The organism is Dissulfurispira sp., assembly GCF_036745535.1.
GTDB lineage: Bacteria > Nitrospirota > Thermodesulfovibrionia > Thermodesulfovibrionales > Dissulfurispiraceae > Dissulfurispira.
The window spans coordinates 13253-32961 of record NZ_DAIOFX010000013.1 but is presented as its reverse complement, the minus strand read 5'-3'; the positions used below and the strand labels follow the sequence as shown (position 1 = coordinate 32961).

Here is a 19709-nt window from a genome sequence, read left to right as displayed (position 1 = left end):
TTTACATAAGAAACAATTAGTTGTCAATGAGTTATATCCCCTGTATTTCAATCCAGAATCTGCATTATAATACCCGATGCTGTCTCTCAGCCTTTATCTTCAGGTATTCACCAGCAGGCGGATTGCGACAGTTACGCTCCTCGGCTTTTCTTCCGGCCTGCCATTGGCATTGACAAGCGGCACTTTACAGGCATGGATGGCTGTTGACGGAGTGGATATAAGAACCATCGGCATCTTTGCCCTTGTCGGACTTCCCTATACCGTTAAATTCCTCTGGTCTCCAATCATGGATAGGTTTGTTCCGCCGCTATTAGGGAGACGTAGGGGATGGATGATCATTACACAGATCGCATTAATATTGGGCATAGCTGCAATGGCCTTTAATTCACCAAAACAAGCACCGCTGCTAATAGCTGCATTTGCATTAACAGTGGCCTTTTCTTCTGCATCTCAGGATATTGTTGTTGATGCATACCGCACCGATGTATTGAGAGAAAAGGAGCGGGGCGCAGGCGCTGCAGTTTTTGTCATGGGTTACCGCATTGCAATGCTCGTATCCGGTGCGCTGGCTCTTATCCTTTCCGATAATATCGGCTGGCATAATACTTATCTGCTGATGGCTGGGTTAATGTCAATCGGCGTAATATCGGCATTTTTCGGCCCTGAGCCAGAAGAGAAAATCATCCCTCCCAGGAGTCTTCAAGAAGCTATTTGGGGGCCTTTGAAGGATTACTTTTCGAGACGCTCCGCTGTCATGCTGCTGATTCTGATCATCCTGTACAAACTCGGAGACGCATATGCCGGTTCATTAACCACAGCGTTCCTCATTAAAGGAGTGGGCTTTACACCTACAGATGTGGGCACCATCAATAAAGGACTCGGCCTCGTATCGCTCATTGTGGGAGCAATGTTCGGAGGCGCATTAATGGCAAGACTCGGCCTTTTCAAGTCATTGTTATTTTTCGGGGCGTTGCAGGCAGTATCTAATCTCTCATTCATAGTTCTGGCATGGATTGGAAAAAGCTACGGGATGCTGATTTTTGCAGTGGCCTTCGAAAATCTTAGCGGAGGCATGGGCACATCAGCCTTTGTAGCACTGCTTATGAGTATGTGCAATCAAAGATACAGTGCAACCCAATACGCACTTCTGTCTTCCCTCGCTGCACTCGGAAGGATTTTTATTGCCCCAACATCTGGATTCATCGTTTCCGCCATCGGCTGGCCAGCCTTCTTTTTTATAACCACACTTGCAGCACTGCCAGGATTGGGGCTATTGTGGTGGATGAGAAAAGAGATAGCAGCCTCAATATAACAATACCGGGCTTATTGGCAATATAATCTCTAAAATCTTCGTCAACCACTTTTCTCTTTACAGACGAGGCATGGCGCAAATAGACTCTCTCGCTATCCTTGATAATAATCCCAACATGGGAAACATCAAGCCCATGAACCTCTGAATATATTCCCGCATAATCTCCTGTCCTCAATTTGTTCATAATGGAATCATCAATAACAGCCGAGGGTATATATTTAACGACATGCTTTTTGGGATCAATGCCATTTAAAAAATAAGTCCCGTCTTCTTTTACATTAAGCATCTTCTCAACTTTTATTGCGTTTTTGCCGCCTATTCCTTCTGTGACGTCCTCGACAAACTCTGAATTTGATTCCACCCAATCCGTAAAGAAGTGGTTCCTATTTTCAAATGCAACCTTTCCTGTTTTATACCTTACCCTTCTCAAATTCTCCTTAAATTCAGAAAAAGAACTCGACAGCCTCATCGCCTCTATGTAATCGATAAAAGTAAAGCAGTCAACCGCCGAGAGGTTTATGACAAAGACCTCGGGCGTTTTAATGTCTCCTATCAAGGTTTTTTCCTGATACGGCAAGCCGAGGAATTTCTCTGAAAAAAAGGCTATCCTCTCTCCTGCGCCCTGAATTTCTGCGGCTTCGCGCATAATAGCGTTCAGTCTCTCCTCTGTCCATCTGCCTAAAATGACGGATTCCATAAATGCTATAATATCAGAAAGTAATTAGGCAAAACAGGCACAGTTTCAAAGCCTTTATCAATGCGATAAGATTATTATATGCCTGTTTATACTGTTTAATGCAAAGGTGATATTGAAGTTGCCCTTTAACAGCGGGAGGGTTCGGCGCTAAGGTATCGCTGATAAAGGCTTTTCACCCATGCCTGCTTTGCTTCTGTTTAAGGTTGGTTATGAGTACGATTATGAGAAAAGTCATAGACATCCATACCCATGGCATAGGCGGATATGATACGAGGACAACTGTTGAAGAACATGTCCTTAAAATAGCTGAAATACACGGCTCTCAAGGTGTTTCAGAAATTATTCCCACCATATATCCCGCCACCATAAAGGTGATGAGAGAAAATATGGCGGTGGTCAAAAAGGCAATGGAACTTCAGAAGACTGAGGACAGAAGCCAGAAAACAGAATCAAGAATCATCGGTATTCACCTCGAAGGGCCTTTTCTGAATCCCTCAAAGTGCGGTGTTTTGAATGCAATAACGTTTATTGAGCCGTCAGAAGATAATTTTAAAGAACTCGTTGAAGGCTTTGAAGATATCATAAAAATCATTACTATTGCGCCGGAGATTAACGGCTCAATAAAATTAATAAAAAAAATAACTGACATGGGCATAATTGCGAGTATGGGGCACTCAGATGCTACTTATGCCGAGGCAGAGGCTGGTTTTCATGCAGGTGCAAGGGGCATTACACATATATTCAATGCAATGAGAGGATTTCATCATAGAGAACCGGGAATTGCAGGCTTTGGGCTTTTAAATCAGGACATTTATATCGAGGTTATTGCAGACCCTTATCATTTACACTCCAAAACGCTTGAACTGATATTTAAGACAAAGAATCATAACAGGATTATTATTGTCTCCGATTCTGTAAAAGAGGCAACGCCATTCACAAAAAGTCAGGGTGTTACAGATACATATGGTAAATTATTAGGAGGCTGCATGACAATCGCAGAATCATCAAAAAGGCTCATAGATATTGGATTTGATGAAGATGTTATAATGAAGTGTATAACAGAAAATCCTGAAAAATATCTAAAGCATGAAAACAATTAAATCAATACTCCAATACTCCATTACTTCAATATTCTTACTCCTTACTGTTTTCGGCTGCGCCATTAATCCGGTCACCGGCCAAAGGGAACTGATGTTCGTATCCGAGAGTCAGGAAGTGGAGATGGGCAAAGAGCTTTACCCCAATGCCCTGTGGGGCGACCTCGGAGGTGGCGGAGAGTATAAAGACGAAAAACTCAAGGCTTATCTCAAAGACATTGTTATCAGGATTCACAGCGTTTCTCACAGGCCAAACCTTCCTGTTCAATTTGCAATACAGAACAGTTCTGTTCCAAATGCATGGGCAATACCAGGCTATGTTGTAATTACGAGGGGATTACTCGCATCCCTTGAAAATGAGGCAGAATTTGCCTTTGTCATGGGGCATGAAATGGGACATGTATCTGCAAGGCATTTTGCAAGGCAAATAACATCAGGAATGCTGCTTCAGGCAGGATTGGCAGCAGCAGGCATTGCCATGAGCGGAAAAGGCTATTCTGATGTAGCCATGAACATTGGCTCCATAGGCGGAAGCCTCTTGCTCTTAAAATACAGCAGAGACCACGAACTGGAAGCGGACAGACTGGGCATTCTATATATGGCAAAACTCGGTTACAATCCAGAAAACGCTGTAAGTGCTCACAAGAATCTGGAGAAGATATCGCAGGAATACATGAAATCATTGGGTAAAGACGCTAAAGAGAGGGGATTCTTTGAAGACCTGTTATCCACACATCCGAGGACATCGGTGAGGATCGAAGAAATTCAGCATATGATAAATGAGATGCAGCCGTTCGCAGTTACAGGTGATGGGGCCAATAAGGAAAAATTTCAGACAGCAGTTGCAGAATTAAAAAATATAAATAAAATCTATCTTGAATATTACGACAAGGCAGTCAGGGCATTTGGGAAAAATAATATTGATGAGGCAGATGCCCTTGTATCAAAGGCAATAAAGGAAAACCCAAACCAACCCTCATTTCACACACTAAAAGGCTTTATCAGGCTAAAGAGAAAGGATTACATCGATGCAGAAAAATATTTCAATGCTGCACTAAATCTCGATAAAGACTACGAGCCTGCATTAAGGGGCATGGGCATGATTAGATATTTTAAAGGTGAATATTCAGACAGTGCAGGCTATCTAAAGAGAAGCATCTCCCTCTTTCCTCAGGACATACCAGCCCATTATTTTTTAGGAATGAGCTATTACAAGATGAGGATGTATAAAACAGCCATTCCGCATTTACGAATATCTGCAGAAGCACAACCCAAACACCCAGAGATACACGGCATATTAGGCATATGTTATGAAAATATAAATGACATCTATTCAGCTTATGACGAATATGTCATGCAGCTCAAGGTCAATCCGACAAACGAGATGGGAAGACATGCAGCATCGAGGGTTGCTGTATTAAGGCTTATCCTTGAGGGTTCGAGGATAAGGCGATAGGCTAAAGTCTTTCGATAAAATCGTGAAGCACCGGATATTCCTGCTTTAAAACACTTATGTCTTCTTTCAATAACCTCAAGCCTTTGGGAATATGCTTCAGGAAGTATTTCTTGCCTTTTCCCATTGAAAGGAATCCATACGCGCCAAGTGCCTGCATATGCCTTTGAATGCGGCATAGAGGAAGTGATTCAAGGAAATCATTTTCATTGAGTTTGTTTTTCATTTGTTCAAGATAATACTCAAGCAGTCTTTCACGCATGTCTTCATCGAGCCTGAAATAAGGGTCCCAGAGCATCGATGCAATGTCGTATGCCGGAGGCCCTATCCTTGCTCCCTGATAATCTATCAGTCTTGGAATGCCTTTTGTAATCATAATATTCTGTGACTGAAAATCTCGGTGGATTACTGTCTTCTGATAAGAATCTGCCTTTTGCGCCAATCCATGCAGTTCTTCATTTAATGCGGATATATTTTTAATATCCACTCTTTTCAACTGTTTCACGAACCTCTCAATAAAATAATCCGACTCCCATCTGAAATGCTCATAATCAAAGACCCTCTCCTGAAGTAACGGGCATTCTGAAACATGCCTTGTTGTATTAATATGAATAAGAACCACGATATCCATGACTTTTCTGTACATAGCTTCTATTTGTATAGATTCACGAGGGCATTTCAGCCAACTGTAAAGAGAAACATCTCCGAGGTCTTCAAATAAAGCGGTCATTTCTTCAGAATTGACATCGAGCAATTCAGGGACAGGGATATCATGCTTCCTAAAGAATTTTGTGTATTCTATATGTCTGTGAAAATCAGGATCGTCTTTTTTGTACTCCACAAACACAGCAGTCGAATTATCATTCTTCATTCTGTAATACTTCCTGTCAGAGCCTCCTGTGCCGATCAGTATCAATCCATTATCTCCGGAAGCGCCGAGCATCTCGGTCTCGTCGAGATTGATCTCGAAATCAGGCCCGATTATACAGTTCTCGTATTCTTTTTCTTCAGGCTGGCTGCCCTCAAGCACGATGCAGTTCCTGAAAGAAGATGCATCATCAATAATGCAGCCTTTCTCTATAACGACATAGCCGTCAATTTCGATATCCGGGCAACATCCCATCGATGGATGAATGTATATTGTTTCGCCGTCGGTTCTTAACGCATCGATTATTGCAGACGCATATGCCTGTGGTGTTCCTATGTCATTCCAGTAGCATCCGGCGAAATCGAGTGCCTTTACCTTATGTCCTGCTTTTGCTGCCGCAAGCCATGCAACTGTGGCATTTGAAACTCCTTCAGGCAGAAACTTCAGAATCTCATCAGAATAAACTGCAATTCCTGTATATGCGGCTTTTTTGCCTATTGTGTCGTGATTCGGCATCGAAGTCCCGGGATTCTCTACATCCAGGACGTATCCTTTATCATCCAAAACGACATTGTTGTATCTTGGATAATCATGCGTTGCGAGTGTCGCAATGTTGCCTTCTGAAAGATGAGTTTCTATCAGGAGCGAAAAATCGATGTCAGAGACAATATCGGAATTGTGCGCAAGGAAGTGTCCTCCTGAAAGAAAGCCTTCCGCATTCTTCAATGCCCCGCCTGTGCCGAGGATCGGGTCTTCATAAAACAATTCAATGCGCTCCGAGAACGCAGAGTTTCTGGCCCAATCTCTTAACATATCGGCCTTATAATGAAGATTTATGCCTATTCTGCCGGTGGATATCAGAGAGAATTTTTCAATGATGCCCTCTATTAATGGCTTCCCGAGAATCGGAAGCAAGGGTTTCGGGATGTGATTGGTAATCGGCCTGAGCCTTTCGCCGAGACCAGCGGCAAGAATAAAGGCATTAAGCTTTTTAGTCATAAAGCAGATAGGACTTCCTTTTATTTTTTGCAAATAAATAGCACTCCTCGCTCCACCACTTCTCCATCTTATCGAGGTCTACGCCAATTTCTATGTCGTTCCTGAGTCTGTCGCTCCCTGCAAGGATGTCTATCGGCATTTTTTCTGTCTCATACTCATAGGGAGGCTGTTTCCATAAATCCTCTTTCGAATATAGCTCATGGATGGCCTTTAAAATGGCAACGCCTGTTTTAAAGGGCTTGAACTTTTCTCTGTTTGTAACATGGATATGTGCGCCACCGCATAGTTTGCCGGCATGCTTCTGGAATGTGGGCTGAAAATACATGGGCCTAAATTTCACTCCCTGCAATTTAAATTCATCAAGCCGTTTTATCAATGCATCAGGATTTATAAAAGGTGCGCCAAAAATCTCGAATGGTCTTGTTGTGCCACGACCTTCGCTGAGCATCGTTCCTTCCAGAAGGCACATGCCGGGATATACAATGGCAGTATCCAATGTTGGCATATTAGGTGATGGCAAAACCCATGGCAATTTTGTATTGTCAAACCACATCTTGCGCTTCCATCCCTTCATGGAAATAACATGAAAATTTAAAGATGGATAAAATTCATTTCTCAAATAATTGCCTATCTCGCCGATTGTCATACCATGCCTTACCGGAAGCGGCCTTTGTCCAACAAAAGATGTATAATTCATATCAAGCACAGGGCCTTCGGTAATATGTCCTCCAATCGGGTTCGGCCTGTCAAGGATAACAACCGACTTATTATTCTCAAGACACGCCTGCATACAAAACTCCATTGTCCATATGAATGTGTAGTAGCGGGAGCCCACATCCTGCATGTCTACAACCACGACATCGATATCCTTCAGCATTTCAGGTTCAGGTTTTCTTGTACGTCCATAAAGACTGTAAACAGGAAGTCCTGTTTTTTTATCTATAAATCCTTCCCATTCAATCATGTTGTCCTGGGTTTCACCCCTGATTCCATGCTGGGGGCCGAAGAATGCATTTAATCGAAACTTATTAGATTTCAATGCAACATCTGCTGCATGCTCAAGTTTTTTATTAACAGAAGCAGGATGCACCACAAGCCCCACCCTTGCGCCTTTCAATTTTTTCGGCCAATGTTTCTCAATTCTATCCAATCCAGTTAATATCGATTTAGCCATGACAATATAATAACATTTCTGTTAAAATTTTCTGCTATGTTACTGCAACAGTTGATAAACGGTCTGACACTGGGCGGGGTTTATGCCATTATAGCCATCGGCTATACGATGGTCTATGGAATACTCGAACTCATAAACTTTGCCCACGGCGAGATTTATATGCTCGGCGCTTACCTCGCAATCATATTCTTGGGTCTTTTTACCGCAATGGGATTAACAGCAACCAGCCTTCCCCTCGCACTTATTTTAACCGCCATACTGACAATAATCTTCTGCTCTGCTTACGGCTTTACAATGGAAAAGGTTGCATATAAGCCATTGAGAAATGCGCCAAGGCTCAGCCCTTTGATAAGCGCAATAGGGGTATCCATTTTTCTTCAAAACTATGTCATGCTCACACAGGGAGCGACAGACAAGGCCTTTCCTCAGCGATTCGGAGAAGCAGGCTTTCAGTTTATGAATGTCAATGTGACTTATCTTCAGGCAATGATAATCTTAGTCTCAGGGTTGTTAATGTTTTTCCTCCATCTATTCATTCACAAGACACGAATGGGCAAGGCAATGAGGGCAACTGCGCAGGACAAGACAATGGCAGCCCTTGTGGGAATAAATGTGGACAGCATCATATCCGTTACATTCATCATCGGCGCCGGTCTTGCAGCAGTGGCGGGCATTATGGTCGCTTCATACTACGGCCTTGTAAATTGCTTCATCGGATATATCGCAGGGATTAAGGCCTTTACAGCAGCGGTTCTGGGTGGAATCGGGAATATTCCCGGTGCAATGTTAGGCGGCATAATCCTCGGCCTTGTCGAGAGCACCGGCGCAGCATATATATCGAGTGAATACAAGGATGCATATGCATTCATCATACTTATCGTCATCTTGCTCATAAAGCCATCAGGAATACTCGGAAAAACCACAGAGGAAAAGGTATGAAACCGATTCTCATTGCCCTGCTGGCAGCCTTGTTATTCCTTCCATTCAAAGGCCTGAATGCAGCAGGCATAATGTTTATAGGCGTTCTCACCTTGTTGTCTGCTGTCTCTCTTTTTAAAAAAACAAAAGTTATCGATGTAATAAAAGCCATTCGCATTCCTGAAATTGGAAGGTTTAGGACATTTTTCATCCCTGTCTTGTTGATTTCGTCTCTCGCCTTTCCTTTCATATTAAAGGATTATTATATCGATGTTCTAATAATGTCAGGGATATACATCCTTCTTGCCCTTGGCTTAAATATCATCGTTGGTTTCACAGGGCTTCTTAATTTAGGCTTTGCTGCCTTTTATGCCATAGGCGCATATACCTATGCGATTCTCAATACAAAAATAGGTCTCGGTTTCTGGGCATCGCTGCCCATTTCTGCATCCCTTGCTGCGCTTGCAGGGCTGTTGCTTGCAATACCTGCCCTGAGGCTCAGAGGCGACTATTTAGCGATAGTAACGCTGGGATTCGGTGAAATAGTCCGTCTTGTTTTAAATAACTGGGACAGCCTTACAAACGGCCCAAATGGCATAACAGGAATATCTCGTCCTTTGCTCATGGGATTTTCTTTTGCACAACTCGAATATTACTACTATCTCGTATTTGTCATTGTAATTTTCGCTGTAGTGGTGATCAAAAGAGTTGAATCATCGAGGATCGGAAGGGCATGGATAGCAATAAAGGAGAACGAAATCGCTGCATCTTCGATGGGAATAAACACAACGAAATATAAACTATACGCCTTCACCTTTGGAACATTCTGGGCAGGAATAGCAGGAATATTATTTTCTGCAAAGATGCAGTTCGTCTCGCCCGAAAGCTTTACCTTTATGGAATCTATTTTAATCCTGAGCATGATTATACTTGGAGGGATAGGAAATACACATGGTGCGATTATTGGTGCATTTATTCTTGTTATCCTGCCTGAGGTGTTGAGAGAAGTCCAGTTATACAGGATGCTCATTCTTGGAATCGGCCTTGTCCTTCTCATGATATTCAGGCCGCAGGGAATCTTAGGGGGAGTGAAGGGTGTACATTTTAGAAGTTAGGGAATTAACCAAGCACTTCGGCGGCATCAGGGCAATAGAGGATGTAAGCTTTAAGGTGAAGGAAGGAGACATAGTCAGCATCATAGGCCCCAATGGCGCAGGAAAGACAACCCTTTTCAACTGTCTTACCGGAATAACAAAGCCTACCAAAGGACACATATATTTTATGGACAATGAAATCTCAAAGCTCCCTGCCCATAAAGTCTCAGAGATCGGCATTTCACGGACATTCCAGAATATAAGGTTGTTTTCAGAAATGACCGTAATGGAGAATGTTATGGTCTCTCAGCATGCCAGAATGAAATACGGCTTTTTGAGCGCAGTAATGCAGGGAACCAATTTCAGGAAAAAAGAGCAGATAATAAGGGAAAAGGCATTTGAATATTTAGAGCTTGTCGGGCTTGAAAATTATGCAGATAATATGGCAAGTAATCTGCCCTACGGCAGCCAGAGGAGGCTTGAGATCGCAAGGGCGCTTGCAACTGAGGCAAGAATTATCCTTCTTGACGAACCCACGGCCGGCATGAACCCCATGGAGACCTCGGAAGTTATGTCATTAATAAAAAAAATTCAGGAACTTGGAAAGACCATAATCCTTATAGAACATGATATGCGGCTTGTGATGGGCATATCCGACTGGGTTATTGTATTAGACCACGGAGTCAAGATTGCAGAAGGACTGCCAGAAAATGTAAAAAACGACCCGCTAGTAATAGAGGCGTATCTCGGAAGGGAGATACATTAAAACAAATAGTTATATGTTAAAGTTAGCATCCATATACATATCATACGGTCATATAAAGGCATTAAAGGGCATAGACATTGAAGTCAACAAAGGCGAAATAGTCTGCCTCATAGGCAGCAACGGAGCAGGAAAGACAACCATTCTTTTGACAATCTCAGGCATATTAAAACCCGATTCAGGGGATATAATTTTTGAAGGGGAATCTTTAAAAAATGAATCTCCTCACAATATCGTAAATAAAGGCATCTGTCATGTTCCTGAAGGAAGGAGAATATTCCCAAGGCTTACAGTGCTGGAAAACCTTGAAATGGGGGCGTATTCTGTAAATTTCAAATATCAAATTTCAAATTTCAAAAATAACATTGAAAAGGTCTTCAGCCTATTCCCTGTCCTTAAAGAAAGGACAAAGCAACTTGGAGGGACGCTGAGCGGCGGAGAGCAGCAGATGCTGGCCATCGGAAGGGCTTTGATGGCAAATCCAAAACTCCTGCTCCTCGATGAGCCATCCCTCGGCCTTGCACCCATAATGGTGAGCAAGATATTTAAGACAATTAAAGAGATAAATGAAGAAGGGGTTACAATCCTTCTCGTCGAACAGAATGCAAAGGCGGCACTGAGGCTCTCCCACAGGGGCTATGTGCTTGAAAACGGCACGATAAAACTACAGGGAAGTGGCGAAGACCTCTTGCACAACGAGGATGTGAAAAAGGCCTATCTGGGGGAATAGTTTTTTCATCCCTCATACACCACCTTTCCCATATCCCTTATATCATATCCTCCGAGGGATTCTACGGTTTGTCTGAATTCTTCATTATTTCTGATTATTTCGAGGATGATTTGTACCATTTCTGTATCCATAAATTCATGAGGTATGGCTAAATCATAGCGCTCATTGGCAACCGGAATGAAGTCGAGGCCGAGGGCATTTGCAGAGGAATAGACGGCAAGGCCGGTGTCTGCAAGGCCTGTGAGCACTGCTGATGCAACGGCCATGTGTGTATATTCCTCCCTGTCGTACCCCTTCACCATGTATGGATTAATTCCGAGTTCTTTTAAATGTTTGTCCAGCAAAAGCCTTGTGCCCGAACCTCCCTGCCTGTTAATGAAAATAACATCATCCCTTATGAGGTCTTCAAAACCTTTGATATTCTTCGGATTGCCTTTTTTTACCAGAAGTCCCTGCCGGCGGTAGACGAGATTCACGAGTACAATCTTTTTATCTGACAGCAATCTTTTTATGAACGGTATATTATATTCGCCCGACTGTTCATCCAGAAGATGCGTTCCTGCAAAATATGCCTCCCCTCTCTTTAATGCCATAAGGCCGCCCATTGAACCTACGTGGGCAGATGATAGAGAAAATTCCGGATAGTTTTTCTTTATAGTATTTGCAAGGATGTCGAGAGTATTGTCATGGCTTCCTATACATACGATGGTATTCTTTATCTCGTTTTTATTTCTAATCAGTTCAACCTCCACCTCTGTGCCTGCGCTTAATGCCTCAGCATGTGCGGGAATCCTTACAATGCCGTCCGCCCTTACAAGTGACATAAGCAGTCCTGCGCCTCTGCCAACAGGTGTTGCAATGTACTTGTCATTAACAACACCGACCTTTACCCTTATGAATTCATCAATACCCATTGGTGATGCGATCTGTCGTGAGACCGTTGCTTTTATCTTTTCGTTCTCTCCTGCTGTTATACCCAGAAACCTTGCAATAACAGGCTTCACGAACAGTTGAAACGTCAAATACGCAGAGACAGGATAGCCTGGAATGCCGAATACAGGCTTATTGTTCACAAAGCCTGCAATCAAAGGCTTACCCGGCTTAATGGAGACCCCATTTACAATCGCCTCGCCAAGCTCTTCTATTGCAGTTAATGTATAATCCTCTGAGCCCCTTCCTGAGCCTGCATTTATGAGGACTATATCAGATATCTTTGATGCCTCAACTATTGCGTTTTTAATTTCCTGCAAATCGTCTTTGACTATTGAGAATCTAATGGCCTCAGCACCAAGTTCCACAGCAAGTCCTGAAAGCACTGCAGAGTTATATTCAATTATTTCAGGAGGCTGGGGCAGCCTGTCCTTCACTGTCTCAGGCTCTATAATCTCTGTGCCTGTGGGAATTATCGCAACCTTCGGTTTCTTCCGTACAGATACTACTGTGTGGCCGCTTGCAAGCATGGCTCCAATGTCTATGGGTCTTATTCTGTGATTCTCAGGGATGATCAACTCTGTTGCAACAATATCTTCTCCGATTGTTCTCACATGCTGATAAGGGGTGGCAGGCTGATAAATCTCAATATATTCAGGCAATGGGCTATAGGCTATAGGCGATAAGTTTTTGGTTTTTTCTATTTTATCCTCTTGCCTATCGCCTATTGCCTTTTGCCTTATTATATTCACATCCTCGATCATAATAACCGCATTAAAGCCCTCCGGCATTGGGTCTCCAGTATCGACATACACGGCTTCGTATCCGATTTTGAGCATGCATGGAGACGTCTCGGATGCCGTGAATGTATCGGTGAACCTCACTGCATAACCGTCCATTGCAGCAGAATGATAGAAAGGCGATGAGTACCGTGCGAATACAGGCTCTGCGGTTATCCGGTCAAGGGAGTCGGTAATATTTATGACTTCAGAAGAAAGGCGATTAAGCCCCCTTGCATCGAGGTGTTTAAATAAAATCGAAATTGCTTCTTCAAGGGAAAGGCTGTCAAGGAATACCTGTTTCATAACAAAACTATTTAAACATGGAATTGCTGCCAAAATACTGCCAAAAATTAAAAACCGAACTCTCTATTTTGCTGATGCCTCTTTGCCCGGAAAGTCTATAACCTTTGTCCCGTCCTTCTGAATAATAGAGCGTCCCTCGAATATGCCGCCCTCTGCAACAGACAATGTGCTTGTATGAACATCCCCCAGCAGCTTGCCCGTGTGTTTGATCTCCACAAGCTCATCTGCATTGACATTGCCCTCCACGCTGCCGCCGATTACCACGCATCGTGCCTTTATATCGCCTGTGACGGATGCGTCATTACCGAGGATAACCGAATCTGCAATAATGTTTCCTGTTAACTTTCCGTCAATCCTTAAAGTTCCATTGGCGGTTATATCGCCTTTGAATTCTGAATCAGGACCGATTAATGCTTCAAGTTTATTGTTTTTCTTTAGAAACATTTTTTGCCTCCTTGATGAATGCCATAGGGTTTACGGCCTTGCCGTTATGCCATACCTCATAGTGCAGATGAGGCCCTGTAGCATTTCCTGTAGAGCCAACAGTAGCTATGATATCTCCCCTCTTTACCTTCTGCCCCACCCTGACAACAATCGAACTGTTGTGGGCATAAAACGTGGAATATCCGAATCCATGCTCTATAACTACGAGATTTCCGTTCCCTGCGCTCCATCCCGAGAAGCTTACTATCCCGTCTGCAGTTGCCTTCACAGGTGTGCCTGTGCTTGCTGCGATATCAATCCCTGAATGGAATTCCTGTCCTCCGTACCTTGGATTCTCCCTGTTGCCGAATTCCGATGTTATCCTCCCCATAACAGGCCAGCCCTTTGGGGTCGACATGTATATGTCTTTTTGGTTTTTCAAAAAATCCTGAATCTCGGCAACTCTCTCAACGGTATTCTTTATCTGGTCTTTCAACAGATCCATGTCCAGCGAGCCGGCATCATGTATGTTGACTTTGGAATTGACATTCTCGAGTATCTTGTCTTTGCTCTTAAAGGATAAAAGCCTTTTAAACTCCGACTCTGCCTTTTCCAGCAGGGATATGGTTGTTTTAAGCTCCACAAACTGGCCCATATAAAAATTCAATTTGCTTTTCATATTGTAGTATTCGATGGTGTCTATGGCAACCGAGACGACGTATATAGAGCCGACCAGCCATAATATCACGGATGACACAACGCCGATGGATGGGAGTTTTATATTGATTGTCCGCTTGCTGTCATGGGGTATGAGCATTATAGTGACGGGGGTGAAAAGTTTTCTAAAAAATCTTCTTAGTTTATACATAGCGTATCTTTTCTCCTCCTTTTTCGATAAATCCAATATGGTAAGTATCAAACCCATATTGTTTTAAAACGGAGATCGAGAGGTCGGAATTTTCTTTAGGTAGTACTATAACATATCCGATGCCCAGATTAAAGGTTTTTTTCATATCCTCATCAGGGACATTACCAAGTCTTTTGATAATATTAAATATAGGCAGCATTGGCCATGAGTTCTCTTTTATTACAGCTGTCAGTCCATCTCTGATTATTCTCGGCACATTGCCCACAATGCCGCCGCCTGTTATATGGGCCATTCCATGAACATCCATCTTATCTTTCAATGCATCGAATGCCTTCACATATATCTTCGTGGGCTTAAGAAGTTCTTCTCCGATTGTAGTACCAAGCTCGGGTATGTGTGTATCAATATCGAATTTAGCCGCATCGAAAAATACCTTCCTTGCAAGGGAATAGCCATTGCTGTGCAGGCCGCTCGATGCTAAGCCTATAATAGCATCCCCCTCTTTTATCTTTGAGCCGTCAATGATTTTATCTCTATCCACAACACCGACTGAAAAACCTGCAAGGTCATATTCTCCTTCCCCATAAAATCCCGGCATCTCAGCCGTCTCTCCGCCGATCAATGAGCATCCTGACTCCTTGCAGCCCTCTGCAATGCCCTTTACCACATCCTTTGCCTTTTCTGATTTGAGTTTCCCTGTTGCAAAGTAATCGAGGAAAAATAAAGGCTCTGCGCCGAGGGTAAGAATGTCATTTACGCACATCGCCACAAGGTCGATGCCGACTGTGTCGTGCTTGTCCATCATGAATGCAATCTTTAATTTTGTCCCTACGCCGTCGGTTCCGCTCACAAGCACCGGCTCTTTATACTTTTTAATATCCAGTTTGAACAATGCGCCAAAAGAGCCTATTTCGGTCATAACCTCTGGCCTGAATGTCTTTTTCACCAGAGGCGAGATGAGGCTAACAAACCTGTCGCCTTCGTCGATATCAACGCCGGCCTTTTTATACGTTAACTCTTCCATATCACCTCTAAACAATCTTCATGCTTATATCCACAGCCCTTGCAGAGTGCGTCAATGCGCCGATTGATATTATATCAACTCCTGTCTCTGCAATACTCCTGATATTTTCGAGATTCACATTTCCCGATGCCTCAAGCAAAATTCTATAACTTCGAATTTCGAATCTCGAATCTCGAATTTTAACAGCCTTTTTCATATCGGGTATAGACATATTATCGAGCATAATGACATCAGCCCCTGCATCCAATGCCTCTTTTAATTCATCAAGGCTTTTTACTTCGATCTCAATTTTTAAGAGATGGTGTCGCTTCTTTGCAAGCACAACAGCCTTCTTTACACCACCCGCTATCTTTATATGATTGTCCTTGATCAAAATCCCATCATAAAGCCCGAACCTGTGGTTTATTCCTCCGCCGATTCTGACAGCATATTTTTCCATAATGCGCATTCCAGGTATGGTCTTTCTGGTATCGGCAATTCTCACGGATAATCCTCTAACCTTTCTCACAAACTGGTTTGTCATTGCAGTAATTCCCGATATGCGCTGAAGGATGTTCAATGAAATCCTCTCTCCTGCAAGAAGACTTCTCGCACTCCCTGAAATCATGGCGATTATATCGCCCTTTTTAACACGGGCTCCTTCATCAAAATATATTTGCATTGCAATGCCGGGGTCTATCGCATTAAATACTTCCTTTACAAAAGGCATCCCTGCAAGTATAAAATCTTCCTTTGCAATGATATTCGCTTTGGCTTTTTTACCCTTGGGAACAATCAAAAGGGATGTTATATCGCCATGACCGATATCCTCCTGAATGGCAATTCGGATCGTCTCCTTTAGCAGGTAAGAATAATTCAAGTCATCCATAGTTTATTGTATATGAGCAGATGGGAATATATCGAAAATTTATTAACTCATCAACCCATTCTCTCATCAACTCATTCACCTCTTTTTAAAAATTGAAAACAATCCGAATATCCCTCCTGCAACAGCGCCTATCGCAAGGGCAGAACGCCAGTCAAGGAGTGTGGTTACATTGCCGTTTATGTTTTTCCCTATCATGAGTATCGAAGTGCTGTTGTTGGAATTTATCTCCCTCGCAGCAATAATACCTGCAGCGCTCTTATTTACAACTGCCTCTTCCGCAGAAACTGCAACAGGTGCGAATGAGAAATTAAGATTTGTGGTATTTCCTGCTGCCAGAACCCCTATGCTCTGGTTTAAAGAGAGGTTTGCGCCACGCATCAACACGGACGCTCCCTGAGTGACCTCAACCCGCTCTCCGTCAATGCTCAATGCACCGACCTGCTGCAGCTCGATATGGCCTCCTTCTACCGACCTGACAGTGCTCTGTCTTATGTTCATAAATTCTGCTTCAACCATACCAAGGTTTTTATTCTCCATCTCCATGATCTCTTTCTCCATGGTTTCACCCCCCTATTTTATTACTCTATTGTTTTGAGTAGTTTTATGTTATCCTCTATTTTTGCCTTTTTATGTGTAAGGTCTCCAAACTTCACCCTCTCCTTTTCCACAACAGCCTGTGGGGCGTTTTTCACAAAATCTTCATTGGAAAGCTTTTTGGTGAGGGTTGCCATTGCATCTTCTATCTTTGTCTTCTCCTTCTGAAGCCTTTCTATCTCCGCCTTCACATCTATCAGGCCTTCTATTGGAATATAGATTTCCATCTTATCCTTCACGGATACCGCAGAGCCCTTTACCCTCGTAATATCAGGTCCGATGCTTATCTCTTTGCACCGCGTTAATTTCATTATGGCGGTGAGATTGTTTTTAAGAATATCCTCAACCTCTTTTGATGAGGTCTTTATATCTGCCATGATTTCGAGCGAAGGTGCTATATTCAATTCACCTCTCACACTCCTTATGCCTGTGACTGCGTTTATCACATATTTCATCTTTTCTTCTGCATCAGGGTATCCGGGCAGTTTTTCAGGATACGGTGACACCATAATGCTTTGATGGCGTTCAAACACAGTATTCCACAATTCCTCTGTAACATACGGCATAAACGGATGAAGCAAATGAATTATCTTCTCAAGAACAAAGAATAAACAGTTTATAACCGTTGCCTTCTCTTCGCTGCCTCCTTGATAAAGGACGGGTTTTGTAAACTCTATGTACCAGTCGCAGAACTCATGCCAGACAAAATGGTATATGCTGTTAGCTGCATCATTGAACCTGTAGTTCGCAAGATTTCTATTCACCTCTTCTGCTGTAAATGCCAGCCTGCTCAGAATCCATCTGCTCGGAAGATCTAAGTCTTTATTATTCAACGATTGCTTCGACCATGATTCTCCGTTACTTACTATGAATTTCGTTGCATTCCATAGCTTATTTATGAAGTATCTGTATCTCTCTACCCGGTCCTCAGAAAATCTTACGTCCCTTCCCTGTGCGGCAAATGCAGCGAGGGTGAACCTGAATGCATCGGCGCCATATTTATCTATCATTACGAGAGGGTCTATAACATTGCCTTTTGACTTGGACATCTTCTGTCCCTTTGAATCACGTACAAGGGCATGGATATAGACATCCTTGAAAGGCACGTCATTCATGAATTTAAGCCCCATCATGATCATGCGTGCGACCCAGAAAAAAAGTATGTCAAAGCCTGTAACAAGGATGCTGGTTGGATAAAATTTCTTTAAGTCTTCTGTTTCCTCAGGCCATCCTAATGTCGAGAAAGGCCATAATGCCGATGAAAACCATGTGTCAAGGACATCAGGGTCACGGATTATGTTTTTGCTGCCGCATTCAGGGCACTCCTTTAAATCATCCTTCCGGCAGATTGGTTTAACGCTCTTTGATATTCTTATGATCTTCGAATTTTCGATTATGTCGTCGTGGCTCATTCCTGACCGTCTTAGCTCTGAATATATACCGCCTGTGATCTTTCTTCCGTCTTTGAGCATGGCAGGTTCAAAAAATATGTGCTCTATCATCTCTCCCTGAGGCGACATTCCATTCTCTCCTTTACAATCAGGGCAATACCAGACAGGTATCTGGTGGCCCCACCATATCTGACGGGATATACACCAGTCCTTTATGTCCCTCATCCATGCAAAATAGTTGTTTTCCCACTGCTCTGGAACGAGCCTTATACTTTTTCCCTCAACTGCCTTTACCGCTTCTGCAGCAAGGGATTCTATCTTCACATACCACTGAATCGTAAGGATAGGCTCTATTATGGTCTTGCATCTGTAACAATGTCCAACAGAGTGGCAATGCTTTTTGTCGCCTTCGAGCAGGTCGAGTTCCTGTAAATCTTCTATGACCTTTTTCCTGCAGGCATATCTGTCAAGGCCGCTGTATCGCTCTCCTGCATCTGCTGACATGCGGCCGTCTTCTGCAATAACGCTTATCGATTTGAGATTGTGTCTTTTTCCAATGGCCTCATCGTTGAAATCGTGTGCAGGCGTTACTTTCACTGCTCCAGTTCCGAAGGCAGGGTCAACTGCTGAATCCGCAATTACAGGTATTTTTCTGCCAGTCAGTGGCAGGTCAAGACTTTTGCCGATAAGGTCTTTATATCTCTCATCTTCAGGATGCACTGCAACTCCTGTATCGCCGAGCATTGTCTCAGGCCTTGTGGTTGAAACCGTGATATAACCATCCCCTTCCGTAAGCGGATATTTTATGTTATACAGTTTGCCGTCAATTTCTTCATACTCCACTTCAAGGTCAGAAAGTGCAGTATGGCACCTCGGGCACCAGTTGATTAAGCGATTATCCCTATATACGAGCCCTTCTTCAAATAGCCTTACAAAGACCTCCCTGACAGCCCTCGATAATCCTTCGTCTAATGTAAATCTCTCCCTCGACCAGTCGCAAGACGCACCAAGCTTCTTAAGCTGATGGATTATTCTTCCGCCGTATTCTGCCTTCCACTTCCAGACCCTCTCGATAAATGCATCCCTTCCCAGCTTATGCCTGTCGACTCCTTCCTTAGAGATTTCTCTCTCTACAACATTCTGGGTCGCAATCCCGGCATGGTCTGTCCCAGGAAGCCACAATACTTTAAAACCCAACATCCTTTTCCATCGTGTGAGGATATCCTGAATCGTGGCATTAAGGGCATGACCCATATGCAGGGATCCCGTAATATTAGGCGGCGGTATGACTATGCAGAAAGGCGATTTGGCAGCATCAGGATCAGGCCTGAAATATCCCTTTTCTTCCCAAAAAACATACCACCTGTCTTCTATGTCTTCCGGACTGTAAGTTTTCTTTAACTCGATCATAAATGGTTAAT

Annotated in this window: 17 protein-coding genes; 7 read left to right on the top strand and 10 right to left on the bottom strand. The window is 43.2% G+C overall.

Annotated elements, in window-relative coordinates:
- Nucleotides 1-79: 79 nt before the first annotated feature.
- Nucleotides 80-1312 carry an AmpG family muropeptide MFS transporter gene (locus V7L97_RS04395; RefSeq protein WP_442891747.1) on the top strand — a complete coding sequence of 411 codons (1233 nt, stop codon included), beginning with the start codon at nucleotides 80-82 and terminating at the stop codon, nucleotides 1310-1312.
- Here the strand turns inward: V7L97_RS04395 and V7L97_RS04390 are convergent.
- Nucleotides 1236-2009: an N-acetylmuramoyl-L-alanine amidase-like domain-containing protein gene (locus V7L97_RS04390; RefSeq protein WP_333653683.1), complete on the bottom strand. Its 774-nt coding sequence runs from the start codon at nucleotides 2007-2009 to the stop codon at nucleotides 1236-1238. The genes V7L97_RS04395 and V7L97_RS04390 overlap by 77 nt on opposite strands.
- Nucleotides 2010-2230: 221 nt before the next feature.
- Between V7L97_RS04390 and V7L97_RS04385 the strand changes: the two genes are divergently transcribed.
- Nucleotides 2231-3109 carry an N-acetylglucosamine-6-phosphate deacetylase gene (locus V7L97_RS04385; protein WP_333653681.1) on the top strand — a complete coding sequence of 293 codons (879 nt, stop codon included), beginning with the start codon at nucleotides 2231-2233 and terminating at the stop codon, nucleotides 3107-3109.
- Nucleotides 3096-4562, top strand: coding sequence for a M48 family metalloprotease (locus tag V7L97_RS04380; RefSeq protein ID WP_333653679.1), 1467 nt, complete (start codon nucleotides 3096-3098; stop codon nucleotides 4560-4562). Before V7L97_RS04385 ends, V7L97_RS04380 begins: the two co-directional genes overlap by 14 nt.
- 1 nt (nucleotide 4563) lies before the next feature.
- Here V7L97_RS04380 and V7L97_RS04375 read toward each other — a convergent pair whose 3' ends face one another.
- Both V7L97_RS04375 and V7L97_RS04370 read right to left on the bottom strand, forming a co-directional pair.
- Nucleotides 4564-6426 (bottom strand): sugar phosphate nucleotidyltransferase, encoded by a 1863-nt coding sequence (locus V7L97_RS04375; RefSeq protein ID WP_333653677.1) that lies wholly within the window; start codon nucleotides 6424-6426, stop codon nucleotides 4564-4566.
- Nucleotides 6419-7543 carry an exo-beta-N-acetylmuramidase NamZ family protein gene (locus tag V7L97_RS04370; protein WP_333653675.1) on the bottom strand — a complete coding sequence of 375 codons (1125 nt, stop codon included), beginning with the start codon at nucleotides 7541-7543 and terminating at the stop codon, nucleotides 6419-6421. Before V7L97_RS04370 ends, V7L97_RS04375 begins: the two co-directional genes overlap by 8 nt.
- A gap of 93 nt (nucleotides 7544-7636) precedes the next feature.
- Here V7L97_RS04370 and V7L97_RS04365 point away from each other — a divergent pair, with 93 nt between their 5' ends.
- Genes V7L97_RS04365 through V7L97_RS04350 form a run of 4 tightly spaced genes read left to right on the top strand, consistent with a single transcriptional unit; the run spans nucleotide 7637 to nucleotide 11105 of the window.
- Complete coding sequence (locus V7L97_RS04365; protein WP_333653674.1) at nucleotides 7637-8539, top strand: branched-chain amino acid ABC transporter permease; 903 nt, start codon at nucleotides 7637-7639, stop codon at nucleotides 8537-8539.
- Nucleotides 8536-9633 carry an ABC transporter permease subunit gene (locus tag V7L97_RS04360; protein ID WP_333653672.1) on the top strand — a complete coding sequence of 366 codons (1098 nt, stop codon included), beginning with the start codon at nucleotides 8536-8538 and terminating at the stop codon, nucleotides 9631-9633. Before V7L97_RS04365 ends, V7L97_RS04360 begins: the two co-directional genes overlap by 4 nt.
- Complete coding sequence (locus V7L97_RS04355) at nucleotides 9614-10378, top strand: ABC transporter ATP-binding protein (RefSeq protein ID WP_333653671.1); 765 nt, start codon at nucleotides 9614-9616, stop codon at nucleotides 10376-10378. Before V7L97_RS04360 ends, V7L97_RS04355 begins: the two co-directional genes overlap by 20 nt.
- A 13-nt stretch (nucleotides 10379-10391) precedes the next feature.
- The gene (locus V7L97_RS04350; protein ID WP_333653669.1) at nucleotides 10392-11105 is read left to right on the top strand and encodes an ABC transporter ATP-binding protein; all 714 of its coding nucleotides are present in this window, start codon (nucleotides 10392-10394) and stop codon (nucleotides 11103-11105) included.
- 5 nt (nucleotides 11106-11110) lie between these two features.
- Here V7L97_RS04350 and V7L97_RS04345 read toward each other — a convergent pair whose 3' ends face one another.
- From V7L97_RS04345 to V7L97_RS04315, 7 genes are all read right to left on the bottom strand, one after another.
- Nucleotides 11111-13120: a molybdopterin biosynthesis protein gene (locus V7L97_RS04345; protein WP_333653668.1), complete on the bottom strand. Its 2010-nt coding sequence runs from the start codon at nucleotides 13118-13120 to the stop codon at nucleotides 11111-11113.
- Between the two features lie 63 nt (nucleotides 13121-13183).
- Complete coding sequence (locus V7L97_RS04340) at nucleotides 13184-13564, bottom strand: bactofilin family protein (RefSeq protein ID WP_333653667.1); 381 nt, start codon at nucleotides 13562-13564, stop codon at nucleotides 13184-13186.
- Entirely contained in the window at nucleotides 13542-14411 is an 870-nt protein-coding gene (locus tag V7L97_RS04335; protein WP_333653666.1) for a M23 family metallopeptidase, read from the bottom strand. The genes V7L97_RS04340 and V7L97_RS04335 overlap by 23 nt, the downstream gene beginning before the upstream one ends.
- Entirely contained in the window at nucleotides 14404-15435 is a 1032-nt protein-coding gene (gene purM / locus V7L97_RS04330; RefSeq protein WP_333653664.1) for a phosphoribosylformylglycinamidine cyclo-ligase, read from the bottom strand. Before purM ends, V7L97_RS04335 begins: the two co-directional genes overlap by 8 nt.
- Nucleotides 15436-15442: 7 nt before the next feature.
- A complete protein-coding gene (gene nadC, locus V7L97_RS04325; RefSeq protein WP_333653663.1) occupies nucleotides 15443-16303 on the bottom strand; it encodes a carboxylating nicotinate-nucleotide diphosphorylase in 861 nt (286 codons plus the stop codon).
- Nucleotides 16304-16378: 75 nt separating this feature from the next.
- Nucleotides 16379-16861 (bottom strand): hypothetical protein, encoded by a 483-nt coding sequence (locus V7L97_RS04320; protein ID WP_333653661.1) that lies wholly within the window; start codon nucleotides 16859-16861, stop codon nucleotides 16379-16381.
- Between the two features lie 20 nt (nucleotides 16862-16881).
- Nucleotides 16882-19698, bottom strand: a complete 2817-nt coding sequence (locus tag V7L97_RS04315; RefSeq protein ID WP_333653660.1) for a valine--tRNA ligase — start codon at nucleotides 19696-19698, stop codon at nucleotides 16882-16884.
- Nucleotides 19699-19709: the final 11 nt, after the last annotated feature.

What these genes read in the sequence shown, in the direction of transcription:
- V7L97_RS04390 (WP_333653683.1), bottom strand. Translation starts at nt 2,009, where the DNA reads ATGGAATCCGTCATTTTAGGCAGATGGACAGAGGAGAGACTGAACGCT.
- V7L97_RS04385 (WP_333653681.1), top strand. Translation starts at nt 2,231, where the DNA reads ATGAGAAAAGTCATAGACATCCATACCCATGGCATAGGCGGATATGAT.
- V7L97_RS04380 (WP_333653679.1), top strand. Translation starts at nt 3,096, where the DNA reads ATGAAAACAATTAAATCAATACTCCAATACTCCATTACTTCAATATTC.
- V7L97_RS04375 (WP_333653677.1), bottom strand. Translation starts at nt 6,426, where the DNA reads ATGACTAAAAAGCTTAATGCCTTTATTCTTGCCGCTGGTCTCGGCGAA.
- V7L97_RS04365 (WP_333653674.1), top strand. Translation starts at nt 7,637, where the DNA reads ATGTTACTGCAACAGTTGATAAACGGTCTGACACTGGGCGGGGTTTAT.
- V7L97_RS04360 (WP_333653672.1), top strand. Translation starts at nt 8,536, where the DNA reads ATGAAACCGATTCTCATTGCCCTGCTGGCAGCCTTGTTATTCCTTCCA.
- V7L97_RS04350 (WP_333653669.1), top strand. Translation starts at nt 10,392, where the DNA reads ATGTTAAAGTTAGCATCCATATACATATCATACGGTCATATAAAGGCA.
- V7L97_RS04345 (WP_333653668.1), bottom strand. Translation starts at nt 13,120, where the DNA reads ATGAAACAGGTATTCCTTGACAGCCTTTCCCTTGAAGAAGCAATTTCG.
- V7L97_RS04340 (WP_333653667.1), bottom strand. Translation starts at nt 13,564, where the DNA reads ATGTTTCTAAAGAAAAACAATAAACTTGAAGCATTAATCGGTCCTGAT.
- V7L97_RS04335 (WP_333653666.1), bottom strand. Translation starts at nt 14,411, where the DNA reads ATGTATAAACTAAGAAGATTTTTTAGAAAACTTTTCACCCCCGTCACT.
- purM (WP_333653664.1), bottom strand. Translation starts at nt 15,435, where the DNA reads ATGGAAGAGTTAACGTATAAAAAGGCCGGCGTTGATATCGACGAAGGC.
- nadC (WP_333653663.1), bottom strand. Translation starts at nt 16,303, where the DNA reads ATGGATGACTTGAATTATTCTTACCTGCTAAAGGAGACGATCCGAATT.
- V7L97_RS04320 (WP_333653661.1), bottom strand. Translation starts at nt 16,861, where the DNA reads ATGGAGAAAGAGATCATGGAGATGGAGAATAAAAACCTTGGTATGGTT.
- V7L97_RS04315 (WP_333653660.1), bottom strand. Translation starts at nt 19,698, where the DNA reads ATGATCGAGTTAAAGAAAACTTACAGTCCGGAAGACATAGAAGACAGG.